This is a genomic window from Paenibacillus sp. FSL H8-0122 (genome assembly GCF_038005345.1).
Lineage (GTDB): Bacteria > Bacillota > Bacilli > Paenibacillales > Paenibacillaceae > Paenibacillus_AQ.
The window spans coordinates 6,287,019-6,301,344 of record NZ_JBBOTB010000001.1 but is presented as its reverse complement, the minus strand read 5'-3'; the positions used below and the strand labels follow the sequence as shown (position 1 = coordinate 6,301,344).

Below are 14,326 nucleotides of genomic sequence, written 5' to 3'. Positions count from 1 at the left end.
TCGGAATTCATGAGGATATCATGACTCCGGTTACGTCTGCTGGAAGGGGCTTTTTGTTGAATTATAAGAATTTATATGCTTCACGCTATACATTATCCTGCTATTTCTCGCCGAAACGGCAGCCGAATATTCGCTTACACCGGGACTTCCCGGCTGCTCTGGCTCATCGGGGCGCTGCAGAGCGGACAGGGCTTCGAGGCCAGGTGATCCTCGGCGCCGCCCGCCTTCATCCGGGTCCAGCCCTTACAGGCCTTGCCGGTGCATGTCCAGACCGGGACGGTGTGTGTTCTGACTGCGGATGAACCCGTAGCGCTGCTGCGGGTAACAGGCGTTCTGACTCCGGCGGCCGGAGCTGATGTATGCGGGCGGGCTGCCGAACGGAAGGCCGCGAGCATGAAGCGCGAGACCTCCGCTTTCTTGCCCCGATGCCTTGCAGGCGAGCTGATGAACAGCTCCTCCTTGGCCCGGGTAACGGCCACGTAGGCGAGCCGGCGCTCCTCCTCCAATGCGGCAATGCCCGCTTCGGCTGCGGCTCTTGCGGCAGCCGTGCTGATCACCTTGACCGAGGCCTTCGCTGGCTTGCGGTCCTTTGCACGGTCCTCCTCCAGAGCGGAGCTATGAGGCAGAATTCCCTCTGAGGCTCCGATCAGGAAGACGACGGGGAACTCCAGCCCCTTGGATTTGTGGATGGTCATCAGCGTAACCCGGTTGCCTTGCTCCTTCAGCCCCGGCTGCCGGTTCTGCTCGTTACGCTCCGTTACGTTGTCGATGAATTCGAGGAACAGCGGAATTGTAGCGAACCGCTCCGCCGATGCTTCCAGCTCATCCAGCATTTCCTTCAGCGTCTCCCGGTGCAGCGTAGCCTGATGGCGCTCGCTGCCTTCGATGAAATAATCATAGAATACCGTGCGGATCTGGCGGATCGCCTGCACCGGCGTCAGCTCCCGCAGGCCGCGGATCAGGTCCAGCCGCTCGCGCAGCTTGACGCCCTTGAAATCCTCCATGCCCGGCATGGACAGCAGATGAATAAGCGGGCCCTGCTTCGCCTGTACCGCCTCCATGCGCCGGATATGCTCCATACCCTTGTCCCGGCTCATGTACAGCGTCGGCAGAATATTCTCCATGGCGGCGAAGTCCCTGCGGTTAACCGACAGGCGCAGGTGATCCAGCACTGGAGAGATCAGCCAATGCTCATAGAGCAGCTGGCCTTCTCCGTAATCAATATAAGGAATATCGCGCAGCAGCAGCAGCTCCAGTACCGCCCGGTTGCTGCTTGTTGCGCGGTATAACAGGGCGAAATCACGGTATTCCCTGGCTCCGCTCTGAGTTTCACGCTCAATATGCTCCACAATCTGTCCAGCCTCGTCATCTGCTGTCTGCGGACGCAGATAACGGGGCGGCAGGCCGTTGCTGCGGAACGCCTGCAGCGTCTTGGCGCGTCGCCGTGAGTTATGGCGGATGATGCCGTTGCCCAGCCCGATGATCGCCGGACCGGACCGGTAGTTGATATCCAGCGTGATCACCTTGGCCTGCGGATACAGCTTCTCGAACTCCAGGATGAACTCGCTGCGGGCCCCGTTGAAGGAATAGATCGTCTGGTCATCGTCGCCGACCACCATCAGATTATCCTGCGGAGCAGCAACCATCTTCACCAGCTCATATTGCAGCGCATTCGTATCCTGGAACTCATCAACCATCACATATTGATACTGCTGCTGCAGCTCCCGCAGCAGTGCCGGCTGTTCCCGGAGCATCTGGTAGGCGAGCAGCAGGACATCGTCGAAATCGATCTTGAAATGATCGGTCTTCCACTGCTCATAGAGCGCCAGGATGGCCTTCATCTCCTTCTCAGCCTCGGTCGTCTCCGGCAGCTGCCCCGGCAAGCCCATGTTCATCTTGCAGGCGGAGAGCAGACTGAGCAGATTCTCCGGCGGATAGGCATCCTTCGGCAGCCCCAGCTCGCGCATAATCTGCTTCAGCAGAATATGCTGGCGGCGGGTCTCGTGGAAAATATCCTGCCGCAGCCCTTGCCGCCGCAGGAAATATAGAAAGAACGAGTGGAACGTACGCGCCTGCAGGCGCGCAGCATCCCCCTCGTTCACCCCGGGCAGCAGGGCGATCCGCCCGCGCATCTCTGCTGCTGCCTTACTGGAGAAGGTCAGCAGCAGCAGGCGTCCGGGGGCGATGCCGCGCACAGACAGCAAATACCCGGTTCTGCAGATCAGCACCGAGGTTTTGCCGGAGCCCGCTCCCGCCAGCGTCAGCAGCGGTCCGAGATGATGCCGCACCGCTGAGATCTGCGGAGGATTGAGCAGAATACCGCCGGCCTCCAGCCGCCTGAAATAAGCGGCATCGCTGTCCCCCGGCTGTACCGTCTCCCGGCTTGTCCGGGCTGAGGCTACCTCCGCCTGGGGTATATGCTCACCGCTGGCTCCCAGCGGGATATTATGGTATATAAGCTTGTTCATTAAGTTCACCTTTGTTTGTTTCTGAATGCGTGATCAGCCATGCAATTTTGGCCAGTATACACTATACCATTCCGCACTCTTTTCTGCACGGGGCTATCTCCCGGATGCATTCAGCTTGGCGAGAATGGAATTCACCCTGCGCTCGTATAGCCGGGGCTGATCCTCCTTGATCTCCTCCAGCAGGAAGGCCAGACACTGCCGTATTCTTGGCGGCATGCGCACAGCGATCTCAGCGTAATCCTTGCGGTAGCGGTCGTCCTGGAGAATTCGTTGATTCAGCACAATCGCCCAGTTGCGGGCATGCTCCAGCATCTCGGGCAGCGACTCCAGCAGCTGGGTGAGGTACATCTCCATCTGGACACTCTCTACAAAATGAACAAGGCTGAACATCACCTCTTCCTGCTCCGTATCATCGTCGAATACTTTGAAAATCTGGTGAATGACGGCATCCTCCGTATCACCGGCCAGACCCTCCAGTGCCAGATCGAACTGCTCGCATTCCAGCTCGGTGCGCAGCAGCCGGTTCTCATATAACCGGGCAATCCCGGGGTATAGGTGGTTCATAGAATAACTCCTCCCAGCAGGAAATAACGCCATTTATCATAAAGTCCATTTTTTGACAGATGAGGATAATATATTGGACAAAGGACTAGCTGATTATAACAGATGTACAAGTAGAAGTGAGGTATGGAGGGATATCATGTTTATTCCGGTTCTGATGGAATTAACCAATGCCGAACGGTTGACGCTCATTCTATATCTGGCAGTCAACCTGGGCGCCATCTCATTATTATGCTTTCGGCGCTCGGGAACCGACCGCCGCTAACAGGAACAGCCTTCATTGGAAGGCTGTTTTGCTGTCGCTACGCTTGTTCCTTATCCAGAAGATGCCGCAGTCCTGCCGCTACACCATTCTCCGTATTACTTGATGTAATGAAGTCGGCGGTCTGCTTCAGAACGGATGCGGCATTCTCCATGGCAATCTTGTACCCTGCCATCTCGAACATAGGCAGATCATTGTAGCTGTCGCCCATGACCGCCACTTGCTCCGCAGGAATCCCGTAGTGGGCAGCGAGCCTGCTTACACCGGCGCCCTTATTCGCTTCCTTATGATTGATCTCGATATTGTTGACATGCGATGCGGTAATAATCAGTCCGGGAATGGCGGCGAACCGCACAGAGGCTTCCTTCAGCAGCTCACGGTTCAGAGAGAAGACCAGGGTCTTATAGATCAGATTCTCTTCCTTGCTCCAGACGTCCTCCATCTTCTCCACATAGGTTACCGCTGCCTGCTGGAACTGCTGATCAACCATCGCCTGTAGCAGCCAAGCCAATTCCTCAGGAACCTCAGTGTCCTTATGAGTAGCCAGCTTTTCCAGCTGTACCCGCTTGTCCAGCTCTACATATACGTTATCCTCTGTGTATACCTCGTAGTACAATTCAGGAACTTCATTCATCCAGCGCAGTGCGGGGATAATATCCTCTTTATTCAGCGGAGTGCTTGCCGCCACCGTCCGGTCAGCAAGCGTAATCACAGCACCGTTAAGACTCACCACAGGGCACTCCAGATCAGCCAGCCGCAGCTGCCGCTCAGCGTCCATATAGGACCGGCCTGTAGCAATAATCACGATATGCCCCAGACGCTGTGCGTGAAGAATAGCCTCTTTGTTCTCCCTGCTGATTTCGCCCTCCGCATTGAGCAGTGTTCCGTCCATATCCAGTGCAATAAGCATGAGATTGATCTCCTGTTCTATCTATTTATTGTAGGTTTCCCTGTAAGGGTGCGTATGCTATGCCTGTATTTTATCATTATTTATCGGGAAACTAAAAAATTAAAGTGTTCATCTATAAGATTGCAGTATAGATTGGCCGCTGCATGCAGCGTGACGGATTTTCAGAAAAGTGTGCTCACGTGGTACAATGAAAGGCAGACCTAGAGCGTGACTGCCTGGTTCGTCTGCTGAATGCGAATGGGACGATGCCCGGGGTGCAAGCGGCTTGGGGTCGCTATGTAAGGGGGAAAAGATACTGATGAAATCCAGAAATTTAGCTACGATCTCTCTGGCCATTATGGCCTGCGGCTTTCTGTTCACGTTGTTTCTGCCGGAGAATCTGGCAGTTATTCTGCTGAGAGGGGGCTTCGAGGCAGGGCTGGTCGGAGGAATAGCCGACTGGTTTGCCGTGACGGCGCTGTTCCGCCATCCGCTGGGCCTTAGAATTCCGCATACCTCGCTGCTGCTGAAGAACCGGGATAAGCTGATCCAGTCTCTGATCTCTGCGATGGAGAATGAACTGCTGAATAAGGAGAGCATTGAGAATAAGCTGCGCACGTTCAATATAATCTCGCTCGGAGCCACCGTACTGACCCGGTTCTTCTCCAGAAAGAAAGCGCGGCAGGAAGTGCTGGAGCAGCTGAAGGGCTTCGTACTGCGGCTTCCGGTAGAGCAGGCCGTTCCGTATATTCAATCGGCAGCGGCAAGCTACCTGCGCGAAGCTAAGCTCGGAGTTGCCGCAGACACCATTGCCACCAGCTTGATGAATGAGGGCAAGGATATTGCCGCTCTTGATTTTGCGCTGGAGGGGATCTCCGCCTGGAGCGGGCGTCCGGAGACGCGGGCCATGCTGGGCAAGATCGCCAGTGAGAAGCTGGCCGAGGTGAAGCTTGGGGGGCTTAAAGGCATGGCCTTCCAGGCCTTCGTCGGGTTCGTGGATGCCGATATGCTGGGGGAAATGCTCCAGGGTATGGTGCAGTCTACGATCCGTGACTTTAAGGAAGAAGATAGCCCCTACCGGGAGGAAGTCATCCGGGAGATCCGGGTGGCTCTGTTCCAGCTGCTGAGCGATGAAGCACGGATTGCCTCGCTGAAGAATTGGGCGCTGAATGAGCTTCAAGGGGAAGCGGCCGCCGCATTTGTACTACAGCAGCTGCAAGGGCTGCGCGGCAAGGCGGTTACGCTGCTGGAAGAGGACCGGGGCCGGGGAGGCCGCAGGCTGTTCTCGCTATATGCCCTACTTGTCCGGCGGGTTAGCCAGGAGAAGGAATGGATTCAGACATCAGAGGACCGGATTCACGGTACACTGATCTCTTTCGTGGAAGCTAATCATTACCGGATCGGGCAACTGGTCAAGGAGAACCTGGATCAGATGGACGATGCCGCTCTGGTCAATATGCTGGAGGAGAAGGTCGGCAAGGATCTGCAGTGGATTCGTGTCAACGGTGCCGTCTGCGGCTTTGTGGTCGGGCTGGGGCTTACCGTGATTCAGCTGATCTGATCATCGCAAGACCAAGAATTCATAGAGGCAGCAAGGCAGCCTCCGGGCCGTCCGTGAAGACGGAGACCGGGAGGAGGCTTTGCTGCCTCTTTCATAAGCAAGAGACTTGATCATTAACATAACGATGAACCCTTTCTACAGCGAATAATAGGTTGTAGGGGGTTGCCCATATCTCGGTGGCTTACTGTATAGTGCATTTGTTTAATGGTAACGCTTACACGTGTAGTGTATTATGAACTCCGGCTGCATCCTGCGAGAAGGATCACCAAATTCGTATTACACATTGTCGCATCCTGACCGGACATACAGTCCGGTGCTGTCCGCCCTCCAGGAAAGTATTTCAAGGTTAAGCGTTGTGCCCTTCGTTAACCGGAGGAGCCCTCAAGAAGAAAGCTTCCCCCTGGTTAACGTGAAGGCACCAGCTTCAGATAAATATTCTCCAGCAGCTCTGCGGTATGCTGCCATTCATACATATGCAGCGTATCGCTTCTTCCCTGCAGTCCGATCCTTGCGGCAAGCTCAGGATTGCGGCCGATCTGCAGCATACGGCTGGCAAAAGCAGCGGGGTTCCTGTACTGCTTCACCAGATAGCCGTTATGACCCGAATCGATAATCTCCCGGATTCCGCCGTTGCTGGAGGCGATCACCGGCAGTCCCGAGGCCATAGCCTCCACATTCACCAGCCCGAAGGATTCATGCTGCTGGGAGGGGCAGATCAAGCAGTCGGCAGCCTGGTACAGACTGTGGATATCCTTATGGGGGATATTTCCAAGAAAGGCTACCTGTACACCCAGCCGCCGGGCAAGGGCTCTCAGCTGCCGGAGATACGCCGGCTTCCCCCTGCCTGCGATCAGCAGCCGGGCAGGCATATGCCGGTTCAGGCGGTGCATGGCCCGGAGCAGCACGGGTATCCCCTTGCGCGGAATGACCCGGCCTACGAACAGGAGCGTGAAGCCGGGACCAAGGCCATACACCGTGCGCAGACGCATCTTCTCCTGCGTTGATGCCGGGGTGAAGCGTGACAGGTCTGCTCCCAGGGGAACCACGCGAAGCTTGCTGCGGATGCCTGGGAACCTCCGGATAAGCCGCTGCTCCAGGGAGCTGCTGTTGGCCGTGACGGCATCGGCCAGGGCCAGGCTGCGGGCGATACCGGGCTCCTGCGGCACGAACGTTAGAGAGTGAAGGAATGCCAGCACCGGAGTGCCGGGGTGCTGCCGCTTCACAGCAGCTACGAGCCGCGGCCGGTTATCGATCTGGATGAGATCGAACGGCTCGGCTGCTTCCAGGAACATAAGAACGGAGCTGCGGTACCGGGAAGGGGTGCCTGAGGGCAGCCGGATGAACTGGACCTGCTCGAGCTCATCCGTGTCAGGAAGCTCTGCGGCTCTGCGGCTTACGATGGTTACCTTATGTCTCTTGGCCAGCCGCCGGGCGATATTCCAGATGCAAATCTCTACAGAGCCGTCCCCGGGAACCGTGAACTGCTCCGGTGCAATCATGCAGATGTGCATTGTGGCTGCTCCTCCCGTTGCATAGTAGATAGGGTTCTTAACCTAACATATGCGTTCAGGCGTGCAGAAGACACAGGAGTAAGTAGTGGGCGTCGTCTGCGGCTTAGCTGCCTGTCTGTCTAAGGGTGGCGGCAATAACTCCGGCAATCGTCTGCTCATACTCCAGGATCTTCAGCTTCCCCGCCGCGATCTGCTTGTACCCGGAGATCATAGAGGATAAGGATTGTCCGGTGAGAGCCGGATTCTGCTTGCGGATGGCCGCCTTGAAGTCGCTCCAGTCTGCCGTTAGCCGCTTGTTCAGTGCAGAGACTGCGCTTTTCTGTGATTTGATTAAGCTTTGCGGTCTGTCAATGCCCGCCAGGGTCTTGCGGGCAGCGGCCATCCGGCGGGTACGGGTATCCTTGGCGGCCTTGAGCAGCGCTTCCTTGTCGCGGATCTCCTGGCGGGCCATTTGGACCAGCAGCTTCATGGCTTCCGACTGGGCCTTCAGGACGGAGTTCAGCGTCTTGTCCTTCAGTCCCTTGAGCAGGGAGATCCGCTTGTTCAGCGCGCTGTATTGATCGAACAGCGGCTGATAACGCTGCTTGGCACTGCTGACGGCGGTGCTCAGCTTGGTGATGGAGGCCTGGTCTATATTCTTGATGGACTCCCGGACTGCATTCAGCGCCTCTGTATTCTGATCATGAAGCGTCCTGATCTGCACCTCCCGGCTGTCATACCCGGCAGACAGGACGGTCAGCTCAGTGAACTGGCTCTTCATCCGGGCGCGGGCAGTGCTGTCTGCCTTAGCAGCAGTCAGATCAAAGGAAGCCTGAACCGATGAGGTAATCACCGTTGCCGCTGCCGAAGCCGGACCGGCCGGGAAGCTGAGGGCGAGGGCAATCAAGAGGGATAGCAGCAGACAACTGGGCTTGTACAGATTATTCATTACATTCCTCCGCTTGTCTTCATGTCCCGCAGCACAAAGAAAGCACCCGCAGTAAAGGCCAACAGGCCTCTATTACGGGTGCTTCCGGCGTAATGAGTCACGAAGATAGTTTTGCTTTTTATTATAGATATAATATCTTAATTTTGTCAATATTATCAATTTTAACTTATGTGAATCAAGGGGGAGGCCTTCATTTCATTCCGTGACGGTCTTATCGTATACTGTGAAGGAAGAACGTCAAGGGAAGCACAACAGAGGGTCAGCAGAAGCGCCAGCCCCAAAATGAAGGAGGCCTTAGGTGATGGATAACCTGGCTAGGAATAACAGCATTCTCGATCAAGCCTTTCAGTTATCTCCGGTGGGGATGGCTGTATTGTCTCCGGAAGGAGGCAGATGGATGAAGATTAATCCTGCTTTTTGCAATATGCTGGGCTGCACTGAGCCTGAATTTCTCTCAGGGACTCTATCGGGGGCCGGCCGGGACCTGCAGGAAGAATTCTCTATTCAGCGAATCGGGACAGAGCTTGCACAGCGGCAGGGACAGCCTCTCCAGGTGGAGCAGCGGTTCTCCGGCAGTGACGGGAAGCCGTTCTGGCTCTCCCTGACCTTCATCTATGCGGAAGAGGAGCCTTCCAGCCGGACCGTTATTGTATATGCACAGGATGTAACAGACCGCAAAATTGCTGACCAGCTGACTGTAGACAGCCGCGATCTGTACAATTTATTCATAAAAGACGATCAGAGCATGATCTCCTTCTCCCTGCCCGACGGGACGATAACCTTCATATCGCCGTCCTCCTATTCCCAGATCGGATACCATCCGGAGGAGATCGTCGGCAGGAACCGCGCCGATTTCTATCACCTGGAGGATGTTGAAGCCATCAACAGCTCCGGCAGCCTGCTGAAGAACAATATCTCCATCCGCCGCCTGCGCCATAAGGAGGGCCATTATCTGTGGTTCGAGACATCCTTCCATGTGGTCCGCGGAGATAAGGGTGAAATCACTCGGATTATGGGGATCGGGCGTAACGTTACACGGCGCAAAGCTAGCGAGGAGGCCCTTGCGTCCGCGCAGCGGGTGGCGCGAATAGGCTCATGGGGCTGGGATCTGGTGAAGGGCAGAATCACGTTCTCCGACGAACTGCGGCGTATTCTGCAATATAGTGTGGAGACAGGCCAAGTGAATCAGGAGGCCTTCCTGGCACTGGTCCATCCGGAAGATATCAGGATTCTGCAGGAGGCCGTAGAACGGGCTATGGGACTAGGGGAGCCGGGGAATACGGCTTACCGGATGATTTTGCCGGATGGGGAGGTCGTGATGGTGCATGTCCAGTGGGATGTCATCCTGGGACCGGAGGGCCAGCCAGCCCGGCTGTTCGGCATGATGCAGGATATTACGGAGCGTATGCATATGGAGGAGCAGCTGCGGGAGAGTGAACGGAATTTCCGGCTGATGTCGGAGAACTCCCTTGACCTGATCTCGCGCCATGCGATTAAGGACAGTATCTTCCTGTATTGCTCACCGGCCAGCCGTTCGCTGCTCGGTTATGAGCCTGAGGAGATGATCGGCACCAGTGCCTACGATTACCTGCATCCTGATGATCTGGAGATGATTCTGAATCAGATGGCGGAGAGCGTGGATTCGGGATTGATTCCGCCGGCCTCCTACCGCTACCGGCACAAGAACGGAACCTATATATGGTTTGAGACGAACAGCCGGTATATTTTTGACGCGCAGGGCCGGAAGACGGAGATTATTGCCGTAGGCCGTGACATTACTGAACGCAAGCAATTCGAATCGAAGCTGCAGGAGAACGAGCAACGCTACAAATCCCTGTTCGAGTATAATCCTGCGGCGGTATATTCCATGAATCTGCAGGGGGATTACCTGACGGCAAATGCCAATCTGGAGAAGCTGACCGGCTACTCGCTGGAGGAGCTGCTGGGGAATTATTTCGGACCGCTGGTGGCCGAGAAGGATATCCAGAAGACGCTGCATCATTTCACCCTGGCCAGCCAGGGGGAGCCGCAGAGCTATGATCTGACGCTGATCCACAAAGACGGGCATCCGGTGGAGATCAATACGATTAATATTCCAATCGTTGTGGATCATCAGGTGGTTGGGGTATATGGGATCTCCCGCGATATTACGGATCATATCAGGTACACGGAGCAGATTGAGAAGCTGAGCAATGATTATACCCTGATTCTCAATGCCGTGTCCGAAGGGATATTTGGTCTGGACAACGAGGGGCGGGTCACCTTTATTAATCCTGCGGGGGCGCATATGCTGGGCTTCGAATGTGATGAGATTACCGGGCATCCTTACCTGGACCCCATCCAGCAGACCGCGCTTGACGGCAACCATTACCGGCCGGAGGAGTCTCCGCTGATGCGGGCAGTCCGGGCAGGAGAAGCCCATCAGAGCCTGGATGCGGTGCTGTGGCGCAAGGACGGCTCCAGCTTCCTGGCCGAGTACCAGGTTACCCCGCTGTTCGACAAGGGTGAGCGCAAGGGAGCGGTTGTCGTCTTCCGTGACACTACCGGGGAGAAGGAGATTATCAGAGCCAAGGAGCTGGCGGAGAAGGCGGACCAGGCCAAATCGGAATTTCTCGCCGTCATGAGCCATGAGCTGCGTACACCGATGAACGGAATAATGGGCATGACCGATCTGCTGAGTGAGACGGAATTGACGGAAGAACAGCGGGGGTATACCCAGATTATCAGCGAGAGCAGTGCATCCCTGTTATATATTCTTAATGAAATTCTGGATTTCAGCAAAATCGAAGCCGGTAAAATGACGCTTACCCGCGAGCCGGTAAGTCTGGCGGAATTACTCGACAATATCACGGAGCTGTTCATGCCGAAGGCCCGTGAAAAGAATATTGAGCTGTCCTGCCGCATGGCTGCGGATGTGCCGGAGCTGATCATGGGAGATGCGGCCCGGCTGCGCCAGGTGCTGGTGAATCTCGTCAGCAATGCCGTGAAATTCACCGAGACGGGACAGGTCTCCATTCTGCTCAGCAGAGAATATAGCAGGGACCGCAAGAAGCTGACGCTTAAATTCAGCGTGGCCGATACAGGGATAGGAATCCCTTCGGAGAAGCAGCCGCTACTGTTCCAGTCCTTCTCGCAGCTGCACCCGTCCATTAACCGCAAGTATGGGGGAACCGGATTGGGCCTGGCCATCTGCAAAAAGCTGGTGGAGCTGATGGGCGGTGCCATTACGGTCGAGAGTGTCGTCGGGGAAGGGTCTGATTTCTATTTTATCCTGCCTGTAGATATGGAGCTGGGTCTGGAGCATTTCAGCGATAAGGTATCCCTATGAGCCGGAGGCCTTCTGGTGAGCGATTGAAGGCGAAGGCGTATACACAGTGGGAGACAGGCGTAGCCTCGCCTTCCTCAGCCTGCGGGCCGGCAACCATGGCCGCCCTCGTGGAATATTGGCATTCGCATAAGGGCCGGACGTTTATTCCGGGTATCCGTCATTTTGATTCCATGGCCGCGCATATCAACTACATCTACACCCATCATGGCGGGACGCCCTGGGGCATGAGCACACGCAGCTTTGTCAGAGGCCTCCGGTCGTACATCGGCGCAGCCCTGCCGCCTTTAAGTTACCGCTCTGACCTGATTAAGATATCCGTGTTCAATGATATCGGGCGCTACCGGGCCGAGATTGATGCCGGGCGTCCGGTTGCGCTCAAATTCGACAAATGGTTCAGCCTCCGCTGGCGCGGAAGATATGCGTATGACTATCATTGGGTGCTGGGAATCGGCTATGAGGATGAGGAGGACGGCTCCTGCAAGCTGGTTGTCCATGACAACGGGGTGCAGCATCCGGGCGGCGGCTATACGCCGGGCAGAGAACGGCAGATCTCCTATTCAGCCAATAAAAAAATACTTACGATGGTGTCGCTCGACCTGCCGGAATAATAATCCTCCTATTCTCGCTGAAACGGTCCCGTCCTTTAAAAGGACGGCCAAGCCGTTTCCACTTGCAAAGTGTGATTCAAACGTTTGCACAAAGTTGGCGGTTAGGATAAAATTTCATTTAGAGAAATGAAGAGTTGTATAAAACCCAGGAGCCCTGCCGTATATTTAGTTAAGGGTAAAGGAGGCGGTATGCCTTGTCAGTACAGAAGGAAATGAAGGAACCAATTCATTACGGGGACCCGGCGGCTACCAGCGGAATCTCCGTCTTCGACCGGAGTTTCGATGAGCTGTTCAGCTATGACGGAGAGGATCTTGGCCTAACCTATTCGGCGTCCGGCTCCGCGTTCTGTCTGTGGGCCCCGACGGCCCAGGAAGCGGAGCTGGTGCTCTATCCATCCTGGAAGGATGCTGCGCAGCGGCAGATTCCCATGGTGCGTGACGTCCGGGGAACCTGGAGACTCAGCGTCCCGGGCGATCTGGACGGAATGTTCTACACCTATAAGGTGCGCATTGGTGATCTATGGAATGAAGCGGTGGACCCGTACGCCCGCGCGGTCGGTGTGAACGGGGACAGAGGGGCTATACTGGATCTGCGCAAGACCGATCCCGCGCGCTGGACGCAGGATAAGCCGCCGCTTGCGGACCCGGTGGATGCGGTGATCTATGAGCTTCACCTGCGCGACTTATCGGTTCATCCTGCCAGCGGGATTACGCATACAGGGCAATACCTGGGTCTTGCCGAAGCCGGTACCCAGGGTCCTGAGGGCATTGCCACCGGTCTTGATCATATTGCCAGTCTCGGTGTTACCCATGTGCAGTTGCTGCCTATCTATGATTATGCGACAGAGAGCGTGGATGAGACCCTTCTTACGGAGCCTCATTATAATTGGGGATATGATCCCAAGAATTACAATGCTCCTGAAGGCTCTTATGCGTCAGATCCGTATGTTCCGGGCCTGCGCATCCGGGAGCTGAAGACGATGATTCAGGCACTTCATGACCGCGGCCTGCGTGTCATCATGGATGTGGTCTACAATCATGTCTATGACGGCTTCCGTGTTAATTTCACCAAGCTGGTCCCTGGCTATTATCTGCGGTATAAGCAGGACGGGCGGTTGTCGAACGGCTCCGGCTGCGGGAACGACACTGCTTCTGAGCGCAAGATGATGTCCCGTTTCATCGTAGAGTCCGTGTTGTACTGGGCTAAGGAGTACCATATTGACGGCTTCCGCTTCGATCTGATGGGACTGCATGATACAGGGACCATGAACGAGATCCGCCGCCGTCTGGATGAGCTGGACCCCTCCCTGATCACTATCGGCGAAGGCTGGGTGATGGACACGGAGCTGCCAGAGGACCTTCGGGCTAACCAGCGCCAGGCCAATGAGATGCCGGGCATCGGGCATTTTAATGACGGCTTCCGCGATGCGGTCAAAGGAAATATATTTCTGCATGACCAGAAGGGCTTCATCAGCGGCGGGTTCGGCTTCGAGCGCAATGTGAAGGCGGGCATTGCCGGAGCAATCTACTACGGGCCCGGCCTCGGGCAATACGCCCAGGAGCCGCAGCAGAGTGTGAACTTCGTGGAGTGCCATGACAATCATACACTGTGGGATAAGCTGGTCTTGTCTACGGCAGGAGCAGAAGACGGGCAGCGCCGCGCCATGCACCATCTGGCCTCGGCCATCGTACTGACGAGTCAGGGGATTCCATTCATTCATGCCGGACAGGAATTCCTGAGAACGAAGGGCGGGGTGGAGAACAGCTATAAATCGCCAGTGGAAGTGAACTGGCTGGACTGGGAACGCTGCGCGGAACATGCCGAATCTGTGGAGTACATGAAGCGGCTGATCGCGCTACGCGCGGCTCACCCCGCCTTCCGGCTGCGTACCGCCGAGGAGATCCGTGACCATTTGGTCTTCGAGGAAGCGCAGGCGCAGGCGGTGGCCTTCACACTCCGCGATCATGCGGGAGGAGATTCTGCGGAGCATCTGTACGTTCTGTACAATGCCAACCCGGATGGTGCAGCCCTGAGGCTACCTGAGCTGGGCGAATGGAATGTGGTGTTCGGCGGGGAGCAGATCAGCGGGCTGACGGGCGGCATTTTAACTGCTGTAGGAATTGGAATGATTGTACTCGCTGTGAACTAATGGATAGGTACCGCGATATAGGTATTACGCTGAAGCAGGCTGCCGGGGCGGTCTGCTTCT

The 14,326-nt window shown here is 56.0% G+C and carries 10 protein-coding genes; 5 read left to right on the top strand and 5 right to left on the bottom strand.

Annotation, left to right across the window (positions count from 1 at the left end; translation table 11 throughout):
• Positions 1 to 134: 134 nt before the first annotated feature.
• Positions 135 to 2,468: a UvrD-helicase domain-containing protein gene (locus NSS64_RS26895; protein WP_341142139.1), complete on the bottom strand. Its 2,334-nt coding sequence runs from the start codon at positions 2,466 to 2,468 to the stop codon at positions 135 to 137.
• A 93-nt stretch (positions 2,469 to 2,561) separates the two neighbouring features.
• Positions 2,562 to 3,032 carry an Imm30 family immunity protein gene (locus NSS64_RS26890; protein ID WP_340945246.1) on the bottom strand — a complete coding sequence of 157 codons (471 nt, stop codon included), beginning with the start codon at positions 3,030 to 3,032 and terminating at the stop codon, positions 2,562 to 2,564.
• Positions 3,033 to 3,168: 136 nt separating this feature from the next.
• Between NSS64_RS26890 and NSS64_RS26885 the strand changes: the two genes are divergently transcribed.
• Positions 3,169 to 3,294, top strand: a complete 126-nt coding sequence (locus NSS64_RS26885) for a hypothetical protein (RefSeq protein WP_340945244.1) — start codon at positions 3,169 to 3,171, stop codon at positions 3,292 to 3,294.
• A gap of 37 nt (positions 3,295 to 3,331) precedes the next feature.
• Here NSS64_RS26885 and NSS64_RS26880 read toward each other — a convergent pair whose 3' ends face one another.
• Positions 3,332 to 4,201, bottom strand: a complete 870-nt coding sequence (locus tag NSS64_RS26880; RefSeq protein ID WP_341142138.1) for a Cof-type HAD-IIB family hydrolase — start codon at positions 4,199 to 4,201, stop codon at positions 3,332 to 3,334.
• Between the two features lie 298 nt (positions 4,202 to 4,499).
• On the opposite strand from NSS64_RS26880, the gene NSS64_RS26875 reads away from it, so the two are divergent.
• A complete protein-coding gene (locus tag NSS64_RS26875; RefSeq protein WP_341142137.1) occupies positions 4,500 to 5,741 on the top strand; it encodes a DUF445 domain-containing protein in 1,242 nt (413 codons plus the stop codon).
• 404 nt (positions 5,742 to 6,145) lie between these two features.
• On the opposite strand, the gene NSS64_RS26870 is transcribed toward NSS64_RS26875, so the two are convergent.
• Positions 6,146 to 7,252, bottom strand: a complete 1,107-nt coding sequence (locus NSS64_RS26870; RefSeq protein WP_341142136.1) for a glycosyltransferase family 4 protein — start codon at positions 7,250 to 7,252, stop codon at positions 6,146 to 6,148.
• Positions 7,253 to 7,355: 103 nt separating this feature from the next.
• On the bottom strand, positions 7,356 to 8,180 hold the full coding sequence (locus NSS64_RS26865; RefSeq protein ID WP_341142135.1) for a hypothetical protein: 825 nt from the start codon (positions 8,178 to 8,180) through the stop codon (positions 7,356 to 7,358).
• A 301-nt stretch (positions 8,181 to 8,481) separates the two neighbouring features.
• On the opposite strand from NSS64_RS26865, the gene NSS64_RS26860 reads away from it, so the two are divergent.
• From NSS64_RS26860 to pulA, 3 genes are all read left to right on the top strand, one after another.
• Positions 8,482 to 11,508: a PAS domain-containing protein gene (locus NSS64_RS26860; protein WP_341142134.1), complete on the top strand. Its 3,027-nt coding sequence runs from the start codon at positions 8,482 to 8,484 to the stop codon at positions 11,506 to 11,508.
• Positions 11,505 to 12,116 (top strand): C39 family peptidase, encoded by a 612-nt coding sequence (locus tag NSS64_RS26855; protein WP_341142133.1) that lies wholly within the window; start codon positions 11,505 to 11,507, stop codon positions 12,114 to 12,116. Before NSS64_RS26860 ends, NSS64_RS26855 begins: the two co-directional genes overlap by 4 nt.
• Positions 12,117 to 12,310: 194 nt before the next feature.
• Positions 12,311 to 14,266 carry a type I pullulanase gene (gene pulA, locus NSS64_RS26850; RefSeq protein WP_341142132.1) on the top strand — a complete coding sequence of 652 codons (1,956 nt, stop codon included), beginning with the start codon at positions 12,311 to 12,313 and terminating at the stop codon, positions 14,264 to 14,266.
• Positions 14,267 to 14,326 lie beyond the last annotated feature (60 nt).